Annotated in this window: 18 protein-coding genes and 1 riboswitch; of the genes, 7 read left to right on the forward strand and 11 right to left on the reverse strand. The window is 75.3% G+C overall.

Annotation, left to right across the window (positions count from 1 at the left end):
- The first annotated feature begins 3 nt into the window (after window positions 1–3).
- Window positions 4–1,134, forward strand: a complete 1,131-nt coding sequence (locus tag ACIP4O_RS20570) for a hypothetical protein (protein WP_401576813.1) — start codon at window positions 4–6, stop codon at window positions 1,132–1,134.
- A gap of 49 nt (window positions 1,135–1,183) precedes the next feature.
- Here ACIP4O_RS20570 and ACIP4O_RS20575 read toward each other — a convergent pair whose 3' ends face one another.
- Window positions 1,184–1,837, reverse strand: coding sequence for a TetR/AcrR family transcriptional regulator (locus tag ACIP4O_RS20575; protein WP_401576333.1), 654 nt, complete (start codon window positions 1,835–1,837; stop codon window positions 1,184–1,186).
- A gap of 144 nt (window positions 1,838–1,981) precedes the next feature.
- Between ACIP4O_RS20575 and ACIP4O_RS20580 the strand changes: the two genes are divergently transcribed.
- Entirely contained in the window at window positions 1,982–3,013 is a 1,032-nt protein-coding gene (locus ACIP4O_RS20580; RefSeq protein WP_401576334.1) for a medium chain dehydrogenase/reductase family protein, read from the forward strand.
- 101 nt (window positions 3,014–3,114) lie between these two features.
- On the opposite strand, the gene ACIP4O_RS20585 is transcribed toward ACIP4O_RS20580, so the two are convergent.
- The 4 genes from ACIP4O_RS20585 to ACIP4O_RS20600 all read right to left on the reverse strand — a co-directional run bounded on the left by ACIP4O_RS20585 (window position 3,115) and on the right by ACIP4O_RS20600 (window position 7,791).
- The gene (locus ACIP4O_RS20585; protein WP_401576815.1) at window positions 3,115–4,110 is read right to left on the reverse strand and encodes an ABC transporter substrate-binding protein; all 996 of its coding nucleotides are present in this window, start codon (window positions 4,108–4,110) and stop codon (window positions 3,115–3,117) included.
- 23 nt (window positions 4,111–4,133) lie between these two features.
- Window positions 4,134–4,895, reverse strand: coding sequence for an ABC transporter ATP-binding protein (locus ACIP4O_RS20590; protein WP_401576336.1), 762 nt, complete (start codon window positions 4,893–4,895; stop codon window positions 4,134–4,136).
- Between the two features lie 82 nt (window positions 4,896–4,977).
- Window positions 4,978–6,081 carry a FecCD family ABC transporter permease gene (locus tag ACIP4O_RS20595; RefSeq protein WP_401576338.1) on the reverse strand — a complete coding sequence of 368 codons (1,104 nt, stop codon included), beginning with the start codon at window positions 6,079–6,081 and terminating at the stop codon, window positions 4,978–4,980.
- Between the two features lie 133 nt (window positions 6,082–6,214).
- Window positions 6,215–6,299: riboswitch (cobalamin riboswitch) on the reverse strand.
- A 67-nt stretch (window positions 6,300–6,366) separates the two neighbouring features.
- Window positions 6,367–7,791 (reverse strand): glucose-6-phosphate dehydrogenase, encoded by a 1,425-nt coding sequence (locus ACIP4O_RS20600; RefSeq protein ID WP_401576340.1) that lies wholly within the window; start codon window positions 7,789–7,791, stop codon window positions 6,367–6,369.
- A 244-nt stretch (window positions 7,792–8,035) separates the two neighbouring features.
- Here ACIP4O_RS20600 and ACIP4O_RS20605 point away from each other — a divergent pair, with 244 nt between their 5' ends.
- Window positions 8,036–9,163, forward strand: coding sequence for a methyltransferase domain-containing protein (locus tag ACIP4O_RS20605; protein WP_401576342.1), 1,128 nt, complete (start codon window positions 8,036–8,038; stop codon window positions 9,161–9,163).
- 49 nt (window positions 9,164–9,212) lie between these two features.
- Here ACIP4O_RS20605 and ACIP4O_RS20610 read toward each other — a convergent pair whose 3' ends face one another.
- From ACIP4O_RS20610 to ACIP4O_RS20620, 3 genes are all read right to left on the reverse strand, one after another.
- Window positions 9,213–9,722 (reverse strand): DUF402 domain-containing protein, encoded by a 510-nt coding sequence (locus ACIP4O_RS20610; protein WP_401576344.1) that lies wholly within the window; start codon window positions 9,720–9,722, stop codon window positions 9,213–9,215.
- Window positions 9,703–10,632 carry a GNAT family N-acetyltransferase gene (locus ACIP4O_RS20615; RefSeq protein ID WP_401576346.1) on the reverse strand — a complete coding sequence of 310 codons (930 nt, stop codon included), beginning with the start codon at window positions 10,630–10,632 and terminating at the stop codon, window positions 9,703–9,705. Before ACIP4O_RS20615 ends, ACIP4O_RS20610 begins: the two co-directional genes overlap by 20 nt.
- A gap of 135 nt (window positions 10,633–10,767) precedes the next feature.
- A complete protein-coding gene (locus ACIP4O_RS20620; RefSeq protein WP_401576347.1) occupies window positions 10,768–11,610 on the reverse strand; it encodes a helix-turn-helix transcriptional regulator in 843 nt (280 codons plus the stop codon).
- 102 nt (window positions 11,611–11,712) lie between these two features.
- Here ACIP4O_RS20620 and ACIP4O_RS20625 point away from each other — a divergent pair, with 102 nt between their 5' ends.
- Window positions 11,713–12,414, forward strand: coding sequence for an SDR family NAD(P)-dependent oxidoreductase (locus ACIP4O_RS20625; RefSeq protein ID WP_401576349.1), 702 nt, complete (start codon window positions 11,713–11,715; stop codon window positions 12,412–12,414).
- A gap of 357 nt (window positions 12,415–12,771) precedes the next feature.
- On the opposite strand, the gene ACIP4O_RS20630 is transcribed toward ACIP4O_RS20625, so the two are convergent.
- The gene (locus tag ACIP4O_RS20630) at window positions 12,772–13,146 is read right to left on the reverse strand and encodes a GntR family transcriptional regulator (protein WP_361331810.1); all 375 of its coding nucleotides are present in this window, start codon (window positions 13,144–13,146) and stop codon (window positions 12,772–12,774) included.
- 331 nt (window positions 13,147–13,477) lie between these two features.
- Here ACIP4O_RS20630 and ACIP4O_RS20635 point away from each other — a divergent pair, with 331 nt between their 5' ends.
- Window positions 13,478–14,281 (forward strand): SGNH/GDSL hydrolase family protein, encoded by an 804-nt coding sequence (locus tag ACIP4O_RS20635; RefSeq protein WP_401576351.1) that lies wholly within the window; start codon window positions 13,478–13,480, stop codon window positions 14,279–14,281.
- A 128-nt stretch (window positions 14,282–14,409) separates the two neighbouring features.
- Here the strand turns inward: ACIP4O_RS20635 and ACIP4O_RS20640 are convergent, their stop codons facing one another.
- On the reverse strand, window positions 14,410–15,489 hold the full coding sequence (locus ACIP4O_RS20640) for a serine/threonine-protein kinase (RefSeq protein ID WP_401576352.1): 1,080 nt from the start codon (window positions 15,487–15,489) through the stop codon (window positions 14,410–14,412).
- 273 nt (window positions 15,490–15,762) lie between these two features.
- Here ACIP4O_RS20640 and ACIP4O_RS20645 point away from each other — a divergent pair, with 273 nt between their 5' ends.
- Together ACIP4O_RS20645 and ACIP4O_RS20650 are read left to right on the forward strand one after the other, a co-directional pair.
- Window positions 15,763–16,041, forward strand: a complete 279-nt coding sequence (locus ACIP4O_RS20645; protein ID WP_009063807.1) for a hypothetical protein — start codon at window positions 15,763–15,765, stop codon at window positions 16,039–16,041.
- A gap of 381 nt (window positions 16,042–16,422) precedes the next feature.
- On the forward strand, window positions 16,423–17,040 hold the full coding sequence (locus ACIP4O_RS20650; protein ID WP_401576354.1) for a HutD family protein: 618 nt from the start codon (window positions 16,423–16,425) through the stop codon (window positions 17,038–17,040).
- An 18-nt stretch (window positions 17,041–17,058) separates the two neighbouring features.
- On the opposite strand, the gene ACIP4O_RS20655 is transcribed toward ACIP4O_RS20650, so the two are convergent.
- Entirely contained in the window at window positions 17,059–18,261 is a 1,203-nt protein-coding gene (locus ACIP4O_RS20655; RefSeq protein ID WP_401576356.1) for a type ISP restriction/modification enzyme, read from the reverse strand.
- Window positions 18,262–18,451 lie beyond the last annotated feature (190 nt).

Here is an 18,451-nt window from a genome sequence, read left to right on the forward strand (position 1 = left end):
CCGGTGCGGTACGGGGAGGGCGCGGGCCTGTACAGGGAGGGCGCGACCGGAGGTGCGGGCCTGTACGGGGACGACGCGGCCGGAAGCGCGGGCTCGTACGGGGACGACGCGGCCGGTGGCGCGGAAGGCGTGGCCGGGGGGACGGGGGAGGGGCCCGGGGCCGGTGTCCTCTGCGTCCGCTTCCGGCTCTCGCGCGAGCCTGACGCGCCCGACCTGCTGCCCGCGCTGCTCGCCACCGCCGAAGGGCTCACCCCGCTCGTCCAGGCGCTCCCGCCCGACACCGCGCTCGCCGACGTGCGCGGCGCGCGCCGCTACTTCGGGCGCGACGTCGCCGAACTCGCCGCGCTCGTACGGGTGCGGACCCTCGCCCTGCACGGTGTCGTCTGCGCGATCGGCGTGGGCCCGACTCCGCTCATCGCCCGCATGGCCGCGCGCGAGGCCCGCTTCGGCACGACCGTCACCGTCACCGAGGACGGGCTCGCCGACTACCTCGACCGCAAGCCCGTCATCGCGCTGCCGGGTGTGGGCCCCGCCACCGCCCGTACGCTCTGCTCCTACGGACTCGACTCCGCCGGACGCGTCGCCGCCGCCCCGCTCGGCACCCTCCAGCGCATCCTCGGCGCCCGCGCCGGACGCGAACTGCGCGCCCGCGCGCACGGCGTCGACCCCACCCCCGTCACCCCCGACGCGCTCTCCCGCGCCCTCTCCGCGCACCGTGCCTTCGACCGCGACGAACTCGACCACGACCGCCAACGCCGCGCCCTGCTCTCGCTCACCGAGGAACTCGGCACCCGGCTGCGGGCCGAGGAACAGGTGTGCGCGAGCCTCCAGCTCACCGTCCGCTACGCCGACCGCTCCACCACCGTGCGCTCCCGCGCCCTGCCCGAGCCCACCGCCCACACCCGGGCGCTCACCGCCGCCGCGTACGGCCTGCACGAGGCGCTCGGCCTGCAACGCGCCCGGGTGCGGGGGCTCGTGCTGCGCGCCGAGGGCCTGCGGCCCGCCGCCGGGGCGGCCCACCAGCTCAGCCTGGACCCCGGGGACGACAAGGCGCACCGCCTGGAGGCGGCGGCCGACCGCGCGCGGCGGCGCTTCGGCGCCGGGGCGGTGGTGCCGGGGACGCTGGCGGCATGAGACCGGCGGCCCGGGCGGACCCGGCGCGGGCCCGGGGGGCGGGGGCCGTTCACCTCGTCAGCGACTCCACCTCCGCCGCGTACAGCACCGCCGGGTCGAAGCCCATGCCGTTGAAGCCGCCCGCGAGTTCCAGCGAGAGGACTCCGTGCAGGCGGGTCCAGAGGGTGAGGGCGCGCAGGCGGGCGGCCGGGCTCGCTGGATGGCCCCTGGCCCAGTCGCCGTGCTCGGCGAAATATCCCTCCGCCGGGGGTACGACACCCGCGGGGCGGGCGTCCCGCTCGTCCCGCGCCGCGCACACGTCGAGGAGCACCGCCATGATCTCCGCCGCCGTGCGGGCCGTGTCCTCGGGTGCGTGGTAGCCGGGCAGCGGGGTGCCGTAGACGAGGAAGTACCGCTGCGGGTCGGCGAGCGCCCAGGCGCGCAGGGTCCGCGCGAGGTCCGGAAGGTCGGTGCCCTCGGCCGCGCGGGCCAGGAAGGCGTCGGCGAGGCTGCGGTAGGCGTCCCTGACGAGATCGGTGATCAGGTCGTCACGGCTGGTGAAGTACCGGTAGAGCGCCGGGCCGCTCATGCCGATCCGCTTCGCGATCGCGTTGAGGGACAGGGCGCTCGCCCCCGCCGTCGCTATCTGCTCCCAGGCGTGGCGCTTGATGTCCTCGCGCACCTGGGCGCGGTACCGCTCGCGGGACGTCTTCGGCTCGCTCACACGCACTCTCCTCGGCTCCGGACCCTGATGGTTAGAGGCTATCACTGTCGCTATTGACTCTCATGGCAGAGTGAGTTACAACTTCTTACGAAAGCGAGAGCTTCAAGCGAACGTCGAACGAGCTGCTACGGAGCGGGGAACGTCATGAGTGACAGCGCACGTCTTGTCGAGGTCGTCCTGCCGGGCGTCGTGGAGCCGGAGGGCCTTCAGGTGCGGGAGGCGGAGGCGCCTGTCCCGGGGGAGGGCGAGGTGGTGCTCGCGATGGAGGCGAGCGGCGTCTCCTTCGCCGAGCAGCAGATGCGGCGCGGCCGGTACTTCGACCAGCCGCCGTTCCCCTTCGTGCCGGGCTACGACGTCGTGGGCCGCGTCCACGAGGCGGGCCCGGGCGTCGATCCGGCTCTCGTGGGGCGGAGGGTGGCCGCGCTACTCAAGGTGGGCGGCTGGGCGAGCCGCGTCCGGGTCGCCGCCGCCGACCTCGTACCGGTGCCCGAGAGCGTGAGCGCCGAGGAGGCCGAGACCGTCGTCGTCAACGGCATCACGGCCTGGCAGATGCTCCACCGCAGGGCCGAGGTGCGCGCCGGGCAGACCGTCCTCGTGCACGGAGCGAGCGGCGGCGTCGGCTCCGTCCTCGTCCAGCTCGCCCGGGCCGCGGGCGTCGAGGTCATCGGCACCGCGTCGGCCCGCCACCACGAGGCGCTGCGGGGACTCGGGGTCACGCCGATCGACTACCACGACGGTGATGTGCCCGCGCGCGTGCGGGAGTTGGCGCCCGGCGGGGTCGCGGCCGTCTTCGACCACGTCGGGGGCCCGGGGATCGTCGACTCCTGGCGGATGCTCGCGCGCGGCGGCGCACTCGTCGCGTACGGGACCGCGTCGACCCGCGACGACACCGGCTCGCGGCACTGGCCGGTCATCAAGCTCTTCGCGCGCCTCGGGCTGTGGCACGTCCTGCCCAACGGCCGCCGTGCCGGTTTCTACAACATCTGGGCCGGCTCCCGGAACAAGGCCCGCTTCCGCGCCCACCTGCGCACCGACCTCACGGCGGTCCTCGCCGCACTCGGACGCGGCGAGATCACCGCCCGCGTCGCCGCGACGTTCCCGCTCGCGAGGACCGCCGAAGCGATGCGCCTCGCGGAGTCGGGCACGGTGAGCGGCAAGATCGTCCTGACGCCGTGAGGCCCGGGGAGGGGCGCGGGCAGGGCACCCGGCCAGGCGGGCTCCCGGCGCCGGACCGCCCCGCCTCGCCCCCCGCACCCTCGTCCCCGCACCCCCTCGCCTCACTCCGCCCCGGCGACCTCCCGCAGGTACCCGCCGAGCCGCTCGATCGCCGAGGGGTTGCGCGGGCTCTCCACCAGGTCCGCGTAGTCCAGCACGTACACGCGCTTGTTCTTGATCGCGGACACGTTCCGCAGCGGCGGGTACGACAGGAGGAAGTCCCGCTTCTTCCTCGCGCTCGTCGCCCCGTAGTCGTTGATGACGATGACGTCGGGGTTCCGCTTCACGACCGTCTCCCAGCCGACCGTCGTCCACGAGTCCTTGAGGTCGTGCAGGATGTTGACGCCCCCGGCCTCGCTGATGATCTGCTCGGGGGCCGCGTACCTGCCCGAGGTGAAGGGCTGGTCCTGGCCGCTGTCGTAGAGGAAGACGGAGGGCCGTTTCTCCGGGGCCTTCGCGCGGACGTCCGCGACCGTCGCCTTGTACTCCGCGACCAGCTTCGCGGCCCGCTTCTCGACGCCGAAGATCTTCCCGAGGTTGTCCAGATCGGTGTAGAGCGCGTCGAGCGGCGGCATGATGCCGCGCGAGGTGCCGGTGCGGGCGTTGCGGCAGGACTCCGTGAGCAGGTACGTGCCGATGCCGGCCTTGTGCAGCTCCTCGGGGGTCAGCGCGTTGTCGTTGAAGCCGTAGTTCCAGCCGGCGAAGACGAGATCGGCGCGCGCCGCGAGCGCGTCCTCCTTCGTGACGCGGTCCTTCGATATCCACTTCACCTTGTCGTACGCGTCCTTGTACGGCACGTCCTTCAGCGAGCCCTTGTCGGCGGGCATGACGTACCCGGCCATGCGGTCCTCCAGGCCGAGCGCGAACATCAGCTCGGTGATGCCGACGTCATTGGTCACGACGCGCTCGGGCGTCTTGTCGTACGTGACCTTCTCGCCGCAGTTGGTGACGGTCACCGCCTTCGCGGCCTTGCCGTCGTCGTGCTCGACCTTCGCGCCGCAGCCGGTCAGGAGGGCGGCGGCGAGGCCGAGCGAGGTGAGGGGGATGAGCTTGCGCACGGGGACCTTCCGGAAGGGGTGTGTCAAAAGCCGAGGGGATCGAACAGGAACTGGGTCGCGCCCGTCTCCGGGTGGCGTACGCGGTGCGCCCGCACACCGAAGACCTCCGCGAGCAGCGCGGCGGAGAGCACCTCGTCGGGCGGGCCCGACGCCACGACGCGCCCGCCGTGCAGGACGTGCAGGAGGTCGCAGTGCGCGGCGGCGAGGTTGAGGTCGTGCAGCGCGGCGAGCACGGTCGGGCCGCTCGCGCGGACCCGGCGCAGGACGTCGAGCTGGTGGGCGATGTCGAGGTGGTTCGTGGGCTCGTCGAGGACGAGGACGCGCGGCTCCTGGGCGAGCGCGCGGGCGATGAGCACCCGTTGCTTCTCGCCGCCCGACAGCGACTGGAAGCCACGCGCGGCGAGGTGCCCGACGCCCGCGTCCGCGAGCGCCCGCGCGCAGATCGCCCGGTCACGCGCGGCGGAGCGCTCGCGGTGCGGGAGCCTGCCCATCGCGACGACCTCGGCGGCGGTGAAGTCGAAGTCGGCGGCCGTCTCCTGCGGCAGCGCGGCGAGCAGCCGCGCGGCGGCACGCGGGGGGAGACGGTGCACGTCCTCGTCCCCCACCCGTACGACGCCCGCGTCCGGGCGCCGCGCCCGGTACACGCACCGCAGCAGCGTCGACTTGCCGCTCCCGTTCGGCCCGACGAGCCCCACGAAGGCCCCGGCCGGCGCGTCGAGCACGACCTCGTCGACGAGCCGCGCGCCCGCCACCTCGACCGAGACGCCTTCGACGTCGAGCCGCATGTCACTTCCTCCGGAGGGGTCCTTGATACGGATACGGGATGCGGGGACACGGGTGCGGGGCGGCCTCACGGGCCGTCCGCCCTCAACGCCCCGCGAGCGCGTGCCCGCCGCGCCGCATGAGCAGCAGGAAGGCGGGCACCCCGAGCGCCGCCGTGACGACCCCGACGGGCAGTTCGGTCGGGGCGAGGAGCAGGCGCGAGAGCAGGTCGGCCCAGACGAGGAGCACGGCCCCGGCGAGCGGCGCGACCGCGAGGACCCGCGCGTGCGAGGCCCCGACGAGCATCCGTACGAGGTGCGGCACCATGAGCCCGACGAAACCGATCGCCCCGCTCACCGCGACGACGGTCCCCGTCACGGCCGCCGTCACGACGAAGAGTTCGCGCCGCAGCCGGTCGGGCGGCACGCCGAGCGCGGCGGCCGTCTCGTCGCCCATCGCGAGCGCGTCGAGCGCCCCCGCCCGCACCCCGAGCCACAGCAGCCCCGCGAGCACCGTCACGGCGACGAGCGGCACCTTCGGCCACGTCGCCCCGCCGAGGCTCCCGAGCAGCCACATCATCGCCGAGCGTGCCGCCTCGCCCCGCTCCGCGCCGAAGACCATGACCGTCGTGACCGCCTGGAAGCCGTACGCGAGCGCGGTTCCCGCCAGGACGAGCCGCAACGGGCTCAGCCCGAGCGGCGAACGGGCCACCGCGTAGACGAGGGCGGTCGCCGCGAGCGCGGAGACGAAGGCCGAGAAGGAGAGCGCCCACACGCCGAAGCCCGCGAGCGCGCCGAAGAGGATGACCGCGTTGGCGCCCACGGCGGCGCCCGAGGAGATGCCGAGCACGAAGGGATCGGCGAGCGCGTTGCGTACGAGCGCCTGCACCGCGACCCCCACGGCCGCGAGCCCCGCGCCGACCACGGCCGCGAGCACGACGCGCGGGAAGCGGATCTCCCACACGATCGTGTAAGCCCCGGCGTCGTCCGCGCCGACGCTCCCCCCGCTCAGCCCGGCCCACATCAGCCGCGCCACCTGCCCCCAGCCGATCCCCGTCGCACCGAGCGCGACCCCGCAGACGAGCGAGGCGAGCAGCGCGAGCGCGAGCCCGGTCAGCAGCGGGGGCACGGGTATCCGACGGGACCCTTCGGCGCGGGGCGCGGGGACGCGGCGGGGCCCTTCGGCGCGGGACGCGGTGGTACGGGACATGACGGGCGCGCATCCTCCGGGTGGGCGGCCACCGGCGGATACGCGCAGGGTGCCGGTGGGGCCCGGAGGGGCAACGCGCGGTCCCTGCTCGCAGTCCACGGCGAGCGGTCGACGGGGTCGGTACTCCTGCCGTGGGCGATCGGGCTCGCGTGGCCTCAGGTCACCCTGGGGCCACGCACACCGTTGCGGGTCAGCGCCGGATTCCCACCGGCTTCCCCCACGAGAGGCCCGTGCAGGCTAGCAAACCCCCGTCAGGGGCGAACCGCCGGGCGGGCCCTTACCCGCTCACTTCTCCGGCACCCGCCAGCCCCGCTTCCCCGCCAGCTCCAGCGCCGCCGTGGGCCCGAACGAGCCCCGCGCGTACGGCAGCGGCACACCCCCCGCGCCCTGCACGTCCGCGCACACCTCCCACAGACGCTCGATCTCCTCCGCGCCCGTGAACCACGTCGGGTCGCCCGCGAGCGCGTCGAGGAAGACCCGCGCGTAGGCCGTCAGCGGCGGATCGTCGGGGAAGGCCGTGCCCTCGTCGAGCATGAGCGGCGCCCGGACGAACCGGAAACCGGTCCCTGGCCGCTTCCCGTACGCCTCGACACCGAAGCGGGGCGGGTCGGTGAGGTCGAAGACCCACTCCGAGGGCCGGTCGCAGGCCGCGTAGTCGGCGCCGGGGACCCGCGCCGCCTCGCGCAGCCCGATCGTCACCTGCTGCCGCGAGACCCCCATCGCCTTGCCCGTGCGCAGCAGGAACGGCACGCCCTCCCAGCGCGGGTCGTCGACCCAGGCGCGCAGCGCCACGAAGGTCTCGGCGGTCGAGTCGGGCGCCACGCCCTCCTCCTCGCGGTAGCCCTCGTACTGCCCGAACACCGTCTCGTCGGGCGAGAAGGGCCGCAGCTTCCGGAAGAGCGCGGTCCGCGCCTCGCGCAGCTCGTCGGCGCCGTACCGCTCCGGCAGGTCCAGCGCGACGATGCCGAGCACCTGCCCGAGGTGCGTGGGGATCATGTCGCGGAAGGTCCCGGTGGACTCCATGAAGGAGGCCCGGCCCTCGATATCGATCTCCTCGGGCACGTCGATCTGCACGTACGCGAGGTGCTCGCGGTTCCACACCGACTCCAGCCAGCCGTTCGCGAGGCGCAGCGCGAGGAGGTTGCGCACCGCCTCCTTGCCGAGGAAGTGGTCGACGCGGAAGACGCGTTCCTCGGGGACGATCTCGTGCAGCCGCTTGTTGAGCGCGCACGCGCTCGCGACGTCCTCGCCGAACGGCTTCTCCATCACGAGCACCGCGTCCTCGCTGAGCCCGGTCGAGCCGATCATGCCGAGCATCCCCGACATGCTCGCGGGCGGCACCGAGAGGTACAGGAGGGTACGGGTGTCCGCGCCGAGCCCTTCGCGGGTCTCGCGCACGACGCGGGCCAGATCCTCGCCGTCCTCGGCCGACGAGGACTGGAAACGGAAGCGCGCGGTGAAGTCGTCGAGCCCGGCCGGGGCCTCGCCGCCGTGTGCCCCCTTCACCGCGTCGGCGACGATCCCCCGGAAGTCGTCGTCCGTGCCGGGGGAGTGGCGGCCGGAGCCGATCACGGCGTAGTCCTTCGACGTGAGGCCGCGCGCGTGCAGCTGGAAGAGCGCCGGGTACAGCTTGCGCCGGGCCAGGTCGCCGGTGGAGCCGAAGAGGACCAGGAGCAGCGGACGGCCGTCGGCCGGGGAGTCGGAAGCCATGCGGGAAGCGCCTCTCGTAAGGGGTCGGGCGGGGGCCCGGGACGGGGATCGGGTACCCGGTCCCCAGCCTTGTGTGCCTGGCGTCTCGTCACCTCGCCGCCGGGGCCGCTCGGGTGAGGGCCGTGCCCCGGCCGGAGTATCAGCGCTGGTCAGAGGGCGTTGTCAGGGGGTGGTGACAGGATCGGCGGCGCACGGGTCACGCGCGGCGCGGGGCCGGGGGACGTACGGGCGGAAGGCGGGGCGCATGACGGACGCGGACACCGGCTGGGGGGCGGGGACGGACTGGGACGCGGTCGCGCCCGGCTTCGACACCGAGGCCGATCACGGGCTGCGCGACCCCGTCGTACGGGACGCCTGGGCGAGCCGCCTGACGGCCTGGCTGCCCGCCGCCCCCGCCGAGGTGCTCGACCTCGGCTGCGGCACCGGCAGCCTCGCCCTGCTCGCGGCCCGCGCCGGACACCGCGTCACCGCCTGCGACCGCTCCGCCGCGATGCTCGCCGAGGCCCGTGCCAAGCTCGCGGGGACCGGCGCCCGCCTCCTGCGCGCCGACGCCGCGCGGCCGCCCTTCGCACCCCGCTCCTTCGACGTCGTCCTCGTCCGCCACCTGCTGTGGCTCTTCGCGGACCCGGCGGCCGTGCTGCGCCGCTGGTGCGCGCTGCTGCGCCCCGGCGGGCGGCTCGTCCTCGTCGAGGGCCGCTGGAAGGAGGCGGGCCTGCCGCTCGCCGAGGTCACCGCGCTCCTCGCCCCGCTCACCGAGCGCCTCCACACCGAGTCGCTGAGCGGGGACCCGCGCCTGTGGGGCGGCCCGGTCGACGACGAGCGGTACGCGGTCGTCGCGAGCCCCGCGCCGGCCCGCAGGCACAGCGAGATCGTCGACGTCCACCTCTTCCTGCGGCGCGGCGGCGAGGTCCTCCTCGCGCGCCGCGCGAACACCGGCTACGCGGACGGCCTGTGGCACGCGCCGTCCGGGCACGTCGAGGCGGGCGAGGACGTACGGGCGGCGGTGCTGCGCGAGGCGTACGAGGAGACGGGCCTGCGGCTGACCCCCGAGGACGTGAGCGTCGCCCTCGTCATGCAGCACGCGGCCCCCTCGGGCGGGAGCCGTATCGGCTGGTTCTTCGAGGCCGTGCACCCGGCGGGCGGCGAGCCGTTCAACGCCGAGCCGCACAAGTGCGACGCCCTGGAGTGGTTCCCGCTCGACGCCCTCCCGGACGGGCTCGTCGCCTACTGCGCCGCCGGGCTCGACGCCTACCGCGCGGGCGACCGCTTCGTCCTCCACCGCCACGCCCCGGACGACCCGGTGGCACGGGTCGCGGGAGTGCCGGGGCGGGCGGTGGTGCTGCGCGAGAGCGGGGGACCGGTGACCGGCTGAGGGGTGGCCGCGCCCGGGGGGGCCGGACGGCCCCGGGCGCGGCCCGGGGTCAGTATGCGAGGAGCGCGCGGAAGGCCGTGCGGTCCCCGTCCCGCCGCGCCAGGGCTTCGAGGTCGGCCAGGGCCGCCCGTGCCCGTTCCGCCGCGTGCGGGTCGCTCGTGGGCAGGCCGCTCGCCAGGAACTCGTCCTCGTCGAGGCGGAGGGCCTGGCCCCCACCCGGCGGGGGCACCCACAGGTCGAGTTCGAGGTCGTCGACCCGTACCGACCCCTCCTCGCGCACCGCGGGGCGGGTCACGTCGCAGTACCAGCCCTTGAGCCGGCCGTCCGCCGCCCGCACCTCCTTGACCGCGTACCACGTCGTCGTCCAGTAGTGCTCGGTGAACACGTCGCCGGGCGCGAAGCGCACGAAGCCGAAGTCGCGCGCCTCCGGCGAGGCCCACGGGGCCTCCACGACGAGGTGCGTGCCGTCGTCGGCGAGCCGCCGGGCCGGGTAGCTCTTCTTGACGCGACCCGCCTTGGTGAGCACGACGGTCAGGGCGTCAGCCGAGGGACTTGGCATGCCGCACCTCCGCCGCCGCCGGTACGTACCCGAACCACTTGTTGATCGCGAGCATCGGCTCGTTGCCCGCGTCGTTGTTCGTGAACGCGTCCGTGAACCCGGCCGCGCGGGCCCGGCTCAGCGAGTCGTGCTTGGCGAGCTTCGCGAGACCCCGGCCCCGGTGGGCGCGCGTGGTGGCCGTCATCCCCGTGAAGTACCGGCTCGCGCCGTCCGTGTGCGCGAGGCTGAAGGCGGCCGGCACGCCGTCCACGAGCGCCACCGTCGTCAGGTCCCGGTCGAACAGCGGGTGTGCCCAGGTGTGCGCGAGCCAGTCCTCGTAGTCGTCCAGCTCCGCGCCGACATCGCTCGGCTCGTCGCCCGCCCCCTCGGCGTCCAGGCGGAAGAGCGGGCGCGGATCGTCCGCGAAGGCGGCGGCGGGCCGCAGCTCGACACCCGGCGGGGGCGGCGCGAGCGGGGGCAGCGGGGCCGTCAGGTCCAGGCGCAGGAAACGCGCGGAGCGGGCGGGGACCCAGCCCGCCCGGCGCGCGAAACCGAGGTTGCGCTCCCCGTCGAGCACCCAGCAGAAGGCGGTACGCGCGCCGATCGACGTCAGGTACTCCTCGGCAGCCGTCACGAGCGCCGTGCCCACGCCCCGGCCCTCGTGCTCCGGATGGACGTACACGTTGCAGAACGCGAGGCCCGGTTCGGGGCTCTCGTGCGCGAGCCCCGTGCTGCCCCGCCCGACGACCCGCCCCTCCTCGTCCTCGGCGAGCAGCAGCCGGTGGCGCTGCGCGGCGGGCGCCGCAACGGACTGCCACCGCAACAGCTCCGGGGTCACCAGCATCGGCGGTATCGCGGCCCGCAGGACGGCGGTGACGCCGTCGAGGTCGGCGGGGGAATCGGGATCGAGGTCACGCACGTGAATGGTCATCGGCGCGAACGGTAGGCGCGGGCGGCGGGGCGCCGCACCCGAATTTGCGCGGGGACCGGGCCACCGCACCCGCACGAGCGCGGCGCGGGGACCGGGCCACCGCACCCGCACGGGCGCGGCGCGCCGGGCCGCCGCTCAGCCCACCCTCAGGTCCTGGTTCCCGAGCACCCCCGCGAGCGCCAGTCGCTCCGCGTCCGTCGTGTCCGGTTCCGCTGTGTAGACCATGATCCGCAGGTCGCTGTCGTGCACGGTGAGGACGTCGCAGTCCAGGTGGATCTCGCCGACGTGCGGGTGCGCGATGATCTTGCGCGAGCCGGCGGGCGAGCCGACCACCCCCCGCTCCCACAGCGCGGCGAAGCGCGGGCTCCCGGCGCGCAGTTCGGCGACGAGCGCGGCCGGGCGCGGGTCCTCCGGGTAGCGCTGGGCCACCGCGCGCAGCTCGGCGGCCATGCCCGCCTCGAAGGCGGCGCGTTCACCCGGGGTCATGACGGCGCGCGAGCCCGAGCCGAGGAAATTGCGCCAGGCCGCGTTGCGCTCGCGACTGCCGAGCGCCGAGGAGTCGCCCATGAGCGCCTCGTACGGGGGATTGGCGACCAGGAGCGTCCACATCGCGTCGAAGACGGCGACCGGGACCCCGGCGAGACGGTCCAGGAGGCGCTGCACGCTCGGCGGGACCCAGCCGGGCACGGTCCCCGGGCCCGGCGGGGCGAGCCCGGCGGCGCGGTAGAGGTGCGCGCGCTCCTCGGGCGAGAGCCGCAGCGCGCGGGCCAGCGCCTCGACGACCTGCGCCGAGGGGTGCGTGGCGCGGCCCTGCTCCAGGCGGGTGATGTAGTCGGCGGAGATCCCGGCGAGCTGGGCCAGTTCCTCGCGGCGCAGTCCCGGGGCGCGCCTCCTGCCGCCCGCGGGGAGCCCGGCCGCCCGCGGGGCCAGCCGGTCGCGCCAGCGCCGTACCGCCTGTCCGAATTCACCCGTCGCCATAGGGGCAGTGTGCACGCGTGCGGGGGTCTCGTGCCTGGTACCGCTGTTCCCAGGAAAACGGGACCACTGGCCGGGGTGCCCGCGCGGCCGCACCGTGGAGGCATGACCACTTCACTGATCACCGGAGCGAACAAGGGCATCGGCTTCGAGACGGCCCGCCAGCTGATCGCCGCGGGGCACACCGTGTGGCTCGGGAGCCGCGACCCCGAGCGGGGCCGCGCGGCGGCGGAGAAGCTCGGCGCCAGGGCGCTCGTCATCGACGTCACCGACGACGCCTCGGTCGCCGCCGCCGTCCGTACCGTCGAGGAGGCGGGCACCGGGCTCGACGTCCTCGTCAACAACGCGGGGATCGAGCCGCGCGGCGAGGACGGCGGACCGCTGCCCGCGCTCGACGCCGGCGCGGACCGGCTCCGTACCGTCTTCGAGACGAACGTCCTCGGACCGCTGCGCGTCACGCAGGCGTTCCTGCCGCTGCTGCGCCGCTCGGACTCGGCCGCCGTCCTCAACCTGAGCAGCGGCCTCGGCTCGCTCGCGGGCGGCGGCGGTTCGCCCTACGGCTACCCGAGCGTCGAGTACCCCGTCTCGAAGGCGGCCCTCAACATGCTCACCATCAAGCTCGCCGCCGCGCTCCCCGGCATCCGCGTCACGGCCGTCGACCCCGGCTTCACGAAGACGGACCTCAACCACCACGCGGGCACGCAGACCGTCGAGGAGGGCGCCGCGGCCTCGGTGCGCGAGGCGCTCGCGGGCAACGAGGGAGAGACCGGCACCTTCGTGTCGGCCGCGGGTCCCCTCCCCTGGTAGACCCGGCGGGCGTCGGCTCCACCGCACCTCGCGGGGGGAGCGCGAGCCGCCGCCCGTCCACCCCGGCCCGTACCGGCGTGGCACGTGCGACGACCACGAGGAGGCGGTGCGCGTCCACGAGGACGCGGACCGCCTCCCGCGCGCCGGGCGCGACCTCGACGGAGCGGTAGCGGGGGTGGGTGAAGCCCCGGCCGAGCGCGGGCCCACCGGTGGGCCCGCGCCCACGTCGAGAAGGACGGTGAGTCGCCCCCGCCGCCCCCCGCCTCCGCCTGGTGACGCCCCGTCACTCCCGCGACAGGGGGCCACGCGGCAGTGCGACAGCTTCCGCTTCCGCCGGGATCGGCGGGAAAGGCCCCGTCAGTCCCCGTACGCCGTCCGCAGCGCGTCCTCGATCAGCGCCCGCGCCTCGCTCGCGTCGAGCCCGAGACGCCGCGCCCGCTCCGCGTACGCGAGCGCCGTCGCCGCCGCCTCGCGGTGCGCGGAGTCCCCGGCGGCGGCCACCACCGTGCCGTGCCTGCCCCGCGTCTCCACGACGCCGTCCGCCTCAAGCGCCCGGTACGCCTTCGCGACCGTGTTGACGGCCAGGCCCAGTTCCTGCGCGAGACCGCGCACGGTCGGCAGTCTGTAGCCCGCCGGGAGCGCGCCCGAGCGGGCCTGTTCGGCGATCTGCGCCCGCAGTTGCTCGTACGGGGCGAGGGCGGAGGCGGCGTCGACCGCGATCTTCAGGCTCACGCCCCGATTCTGCCCCACCGCGCCGCCCCGGCGACTGAGCGTCCCGCGCCCTGACGCCACCGACAGGTGCTCCTCACGCCGGCGTCACGAAGCCGCACGCACGTCGCCACCACGATCACCACGACCACCGCGAACGGCGGCGTGCACCGGAAGTCCCCCCGCGGCAAGGAGAAGCCGGGCCTGGGGTGCTCATGTGGCCCAAGGAGAAGGCGAGTTGAAACCCATCCCAGGTGAAACTTTCCGCCCGGTAACTTCTTGGCATGCACACTCCCGCGAGGCGGCCGCGGGTGGTACGAACAGGAGCGCAGAAATCCTGCTACACGGAGGTCCCATGAGATTCCCCCGCGTCACCGCGATCGTGTCCTCGCTCCTCCTCGCCGCCGGCGCCACCCTCGCCTCGGCCGCGACCTCCCACGCCGCCGCCCCCACGGGCTACGTGGCCCTCGGCGACTCCTACTCCTCCGGGGTCGGCTCCGGCTCCTACGACAGCGCGAGCGGCGACTGCAAGCGCAGCTCCAAGGCGTACCCCGTCCTGTGGAAGAACGCGCACTCACCCTCCAGCTTCAACTTCGACGCGTGCTCCGGCGCTCGTACGAGTGAAGTTCTCGCCAACCAGCTCGGCCACCTCAGCTCCTCCACGGGCCTCGTGACGATCTCCATCGGCGGCAACGACGCCGGTTTCGCCGACGTCATGACGACGTGCGTCCTCCAGTCCACCGACACCTGCGTCGCCAAGGTCAACACCGCCCGCGCGTACGTGCAGAACACGCTCCCCGCGGCCCTCGACAACGTGTACAACCAGATCCGCGCCAAGGCCCCGGCGGCGAAGGTCGTCGTCCTCGGCTACCCGCGCTTCTACCAGCTCAACGGCTCCTGCATCGCGGGCCTCGCCGAGGCCGAGCGCTCCGCCATCAACGGTGCGGCCGACCTCCTCGACAACACCATCTCGGCCCGCGCCGCGAGCCACGGCTTCTCCTTCGGCGACGTCCGCAGCACCTTCGCGGGCCACGAGATCTGCTCGGGCGACGCCTGGCTGCACAGCGTCGACTGGCTCAACATCGGCGAGTCCTACCACCCCAAGCCGGCGGGCCAGTCCGGCGGTTACCTCCCGGCCCTGACGAAGTACGCCCCCTGACGGGCGGGTCCGTACGGACCGGGTCGTCCACGCGCGGACGCTACGCGCGTGGACGACCCGCCCCGGGACCTCACGGGTGCCTGCCGGCGCCCGGCCCGTACCGGTCCCGCCCCGCCGTCCGGTCCGGGTCACTCCCGCCCCACCACCACCCACACCAGTACCGCCGCCACCACGAGCACCGCGATCCCGGCGCCGAGCAGCGCGGTGTACGAGGCGGCGCGGCCGGTGCCCCGTGCGGGCGCCTCCGGCGTGATCGGGGCGGGCGTCGCCCCCGAGGGGGTCACCGCTCCCTGACCCGTCGCTCCCTCCGCCCCGCGACCCCACCCGGGTGCCGCGTCCCGCTCCTGGGCCGGTTCCCTGCCCTCGGCGACCTCGCCCAACTGCCGCCCGGCCAGCTCCGGCGAGATCCGCAGCGCCGGGTTCTTGCGCAGCAGCCCTTCGAGGACGGGCGTGAGCGGGCCCGCCTGCGCCGGGTGCGGCAGCGGGTCCTCGACAGCGGCCCGTACGGTCGCGAGCGGCGTCGCCCCGCGGAACGGCGGATCGCCCTCGACCGCCGTCCACAGCACGACGCCGAGTGACCACAGATCCCCCTCCGGCCCCGGCTCGGCACCCTCCGCGCGCTCCGGGGCGAGGCTCGCGGGGGAGCCCACGACCTCGCCCGCGAGGGTCAGCCCGCGCGCCCCGCGCAGCGCGGCGGTCCCGAAGTCGGTGAGGACCACGCGGCCGTCGTTGCCGAGCAGGATGTTCGCCGGGGTCACGTCGCGATGCACGACGCCGACCGCGTGCGCCGCGCCGAGCGCGTCGAGCACGGCGAGCCCGACGCGCGCCGCCCGCGCGGGCGGCAGCGGCCCGTCCGCCGTGAGCGCGTCCGCGAGGCTCAGGCCGCGTACCAGCTCCATCACGATCCACGGCCGCCCGTCCGCCACGACGACGTCGTACACCGTGACGACACCCGGGTGCCCCGAGCGCGCCGCCGCGAGTGCCTCGCGCTCCACCCGCGCGTACTGGCGCTCGCGCTCCGCCGCGTCCACGCCCACCGGGACGCGTACCTCCTTGACCGCGACCTCCCGCGCGAGGTCCTCGTCCCGCGCCTGCCACACCGTCCCCGTACCGCCCGCCCCGAGCACGGCACCGAGCCGGTACCGGCCCACCAGCAGCCGCCCCGCGGCACCCTCCGCCCCGGGACCTCTCGCTTCGCGTCCGTCCATCGCCCCGCCTCTCGTCGCGCCGTCCACCGTGACGACCTGTGACCACCGTTCCCGCATGGGACCCGAACTACTCGGCGATACGCGGGATTCGGGCGGACCATCCCTATTTCCACCTTCTGGAGCGGCTCGCCCCGAATTGCTCCGGAGAGCGTGAGGGTGCGTCAACCCCCTTACGGGGTAGGTGAATCACTTGACCGGGATACAAGGTGTCAGCCGGGGGCGATAGGGTTACCCTGCCCGGGGCCGGGTGCCTGACGACGGGTGGGGAGTGACATGGAACAGATAACGGTCCGCAGCAGGCCGCGTGTGCCTGCCATCACGTACGGGAGCGGGGCGAGCAGCTCGCGGCTCGACCGGCACCTCGCGGTGCTCGGCGGTCCCGCCGTCCCGCAGCGCGAGGCGGCGGAGGCCACTTCCCTGATGCGCGAGCTCACCTCGCGCAAGGCGGCGACCGGACTCGCGGCACAGCCCGACAGCAGGACGCGGATGAGCAAGGTCTCACTCCTCGCCCCGCTCAAGAAGCTGCGCCGCACCCTGTTCGGCGGGCGCTGACCGGGGCTCCCGCCCCGGCCCACCACCCGAGCCGCCCCCCAGGACCGGCCGCCGCCCCACCCGGGCGCCGGCCGGCCCACACCCACGCCCCTCCCCGCGCCTGAACCGAGCTCAACACCGCGCCACCTCAACACCGAGCCACCTCAACACCGAGCGCCGCCCCCGCACCCACCCCGGTCCAGGGCTGTCCGCGCGCGGCCTTCCGCCGCGCGCGGGGCCGCTCTCCGTCGACGGACCGGCGGCGACCACCGTGCGCCCGCGTCCAGTCGCCCCCCTCCCGACACCCTCCGTGCCGCCGTGACCTGTCCCGATAGGGTGCGGAGGGCGGTCCCGGCGGGCACGAGGCCCGTCCGGGCGGGCGCGAGGAAAGGGCGAGGGCGTATGGGTGAGACCGGGATTCTGCGCTGGAGCGACTACCGCGCGATGCCGTGGCGCAACGGCGGCGGCACGACGCGGGAGGTCGCCTCGGGCACGATGCCGGGCGCGGCGTCCGGCCAGGAGGGACCCGGGGCGGCGGCGTCCGGCCCGGACGCCTTCGACTGGCGGGTCAGTATCGCGGACGTGGACGCGGGCGGGCCCTTCTCGGCCTTCCCCGGCATCGACCGCGTGATCACCCTCGTCGAGGGCTCCGGCATGGTGCTGACAGTGGACTCCGGCACGCCCCGCCTCGTCGAGCCCCTGACCCCCTTCGCCTTCCCGGGCGACGCGCGCACCGACTGCCGGCTGGAGGCCGGAGCCGTGCGCGACATGAACGTCATGACCCGCAGGGGCCACGCGTCGGCACACGTACGGATGGTGCGTGTCAGCGAAGGAGGCACGGAGCTGACGGGCACCGCGGAGGAGATCGTGCTCATCCTGGCCGTCACCGAGGGCGTCGTCCTCGACGCACGGGGCACCGCGACCCCGCTCGGCCGCCTCGACTGCGCCCGCGCGACCCCGCGCCTCTCGCTGCGCGGTGAGGGCACGGTGGCCGAGATCCGGATCGCCCCGGCGCGCTGAACCGCGCCGGGGAAGATCTCACAGCAGGGCGAACTGCCCCTCCGGGCCCTCCTCCCGCGTCTCCAGGACGGTCGCGGGCCGCCGCGCGGAGCGAGGGACGGGGAGCACCCCGGCCGCGCGCAGTTCCGCGGCCCCGATCCGGCCGCCCTCCGCTGCGGCCGCCGCGAACTCCACGCACCGGGCCGCCCGTTCGGCGTGCAGCGTCAGGTCCGTGAGCAGTGCGAGGAGATCCGAGGTCCACGCGCGGGGCCACGCGCGCGGCACGATCGCCGCGAGGCCCCGCTCCCCGGGGTCGCCCACGCGGGCGCGGAACCACCGGGTGAGGACGCGTTCCCCCGCGCTGTGCGCCTCCCAGGCGGCGGGCGCGACCGGGGCGAGCACGCCCGCCTCGCCGACGCGCAGGGCCTGGTCCCCCGGCTCGTACGAGAGGGACGGGAGCGCGCCGCGCGGCGAGAGCTCCAGCGCCTCGCGCACCCACGGACGGCGGCCCCCCGGCAGCCGGGGCCGCGCGCCCGCGTGCGCCCCCTGGCCCCGCAGTGCCACCTCCCGCACCCCGCGCCCGAGCGCGGCCCCGGCCGCCCACTCCTCGTACGTCCCCGGCAGCCGCACCTCGCGGCCGGGGTGCGCCGCGCGCGCCGTGGCGAGCAGCCAGTCGAGCACGTCGAGCGGGGCCACGGGCCGCCCGTAGCGGGACGCGAGGTGGGCGAGGAGGCCGGGGGCGAGGTTGGGCTCGTGGCCGCCGGGGCGGCGGAAGAGCGGGTGGACGCGGCTGCCCGGGCCCGTGCCGAAGGGGAGGAGCGCGGTGACGGTGAGCCCTGGGGCGCGAGGGTCGTCCACGAGGAAGAGCTGCGAGGCGTCGGCGACGCGCCACAACTCGGGACGCGGGGCGTCCAGGAGGCGGTGGTCGGGGAGCAGGAAGCGCTCCTCGTACGGGCCGAAGGCGACCCGTACGGGCTCGGGAGCCGGGCCCGACTCGCGCGCGAGCCGCCCCGTCCCCGTGGACTGGCCGGGCAGTTGCGCGACCGCCGTGTGCAGCGTCCTGGCCCGGCTCGGCACCAGCAGCGCCGCGCGCGCCTCCTCCTCGCGCGCGGCGAGGAGCGCGGTCCAGCGGGCGCGCGCGGTGTCCGGGTCCGCGGCGAGCGGCCAGTCGCGCCCGGCGCGGGGCGCGGGCACCGACCACGGAAGGACGGCGTTCAGGGGCAGCCGGTCGTCGTCGCTCACACAATCCCTCGCACGGTATGCCTCGCACGGTCCCTCACACGGCCCATCGTAGGCAGCCGTCCGCGCGCGGGCGGACGGATGAGCGGAGGGGGCGACCGGCCCGAGGCGCCAGGCCTCCGGCGGCGGAGGCGTCCGGCCTCTGGCCAGTCAAAACTAACGCCGCTAGTTTGGCTGGGGTCGCCCGGTGGCC

Source organism: Streptomyces sp. NPDC088923 (assembly GCF_044749745.1).
Lineage (GTDB): Bacteria > Actinomycetota > Actinomycetes > Streptomycetales > Streptomycetaceae > Streptomyces.

Coding starts and splice junctions, on each gene's coding strand:
- ACIP4O_RS20620 (WP_401576347.1), bottom strand. CDS start 11,610: ATGGCGACGGGTGAATTCGGACAGGCGGTACGGCGCTGGCGCGACCGG.
- ACIP4O_RS20590 (WP_401576336.1), bottom strand. CDS start 4,895: ATGCGGCTCGACGTCGAAGGCGTCTCGGTCGAGGTGGCGGGCGCGCGG.
- ACIP4O_RS20600 (WP_401576340.1), bottom strand. CDS start 7,791: ATGGCTTCCGACTCCCCGGCCGACGGCCGTCCGCTGCTCCTGGTCCTC.
- ACIP4O_RS20625 (WP_401576349.1), top strand. CDS start 11,713: ATGACCACTTCACTGATCACCGGAGCGAACAAGGGCATCGGCTTCGAG.
- ACIP4O_RS20615 (WP_401576346.1), bottom strand. CDS start 10,632: ATGACCATTCACGTGCGTGACCTCGATCCCGATTCCCCCGCCGACCTC.
- ACIP4O_RS20650 (WP_401576354.1), top strand. CDS start 16,423: ATGGGTGAGACCGGGATTCTGCGCTGGAGCGACTACCGCGCGATGCCG.
- ACIP4O_RS20595 (WP_401576338.1), bottom strand. CDS start 6,081: ATGTCCCGTACCACCGCGTCCCGCGCCGAAGGGCCCCGCCGCGTCCCC.
- ACIP4O_RS20640 (WP_401576352.1), bottom strand. CDS start 15,489: ATGGACGGACGCGAAGCGAGAGGTCCCGGGGCGGAGGGTGCCGCGGGG.
- ACIP4O_RS20580 (WP_401576334.1), top strand. CDS start 1,982: ATGAGTGACAGCGCACGTCTTGTCGAGGTCGTCCTGCCGGGCGTCGTG.
- ACIP4O_RS20610 (WP_401576344.1), bottom strand. CDS start 9,722: ATGCCAAGTCCCTCGGCTGACGCCCTGACCGTCGTGCTCACCAAGGCG.
- ACIP4O_RS20645 (WP_009063807.1), top strand. CDS start 15,763: ATGGAACAGATAACGGTCCGCAGCAGGCCGCGTGTGCCTGCCATCACG.
- ACIP4O_RS20605 (WP_401576342.1), top strand. CDS start 8,036: ATGACGGACGCGGACACCGGCTGGGGGGCGGGGACGGACTGGGACGCG.
- ACIP4O_RS20635 (WP_401576351.1), top strand. CDS start 13,478: ATGAGATTCCCCCGCGTCACCGCGATCGTGTCCTCGCTCCTCCTCGCC.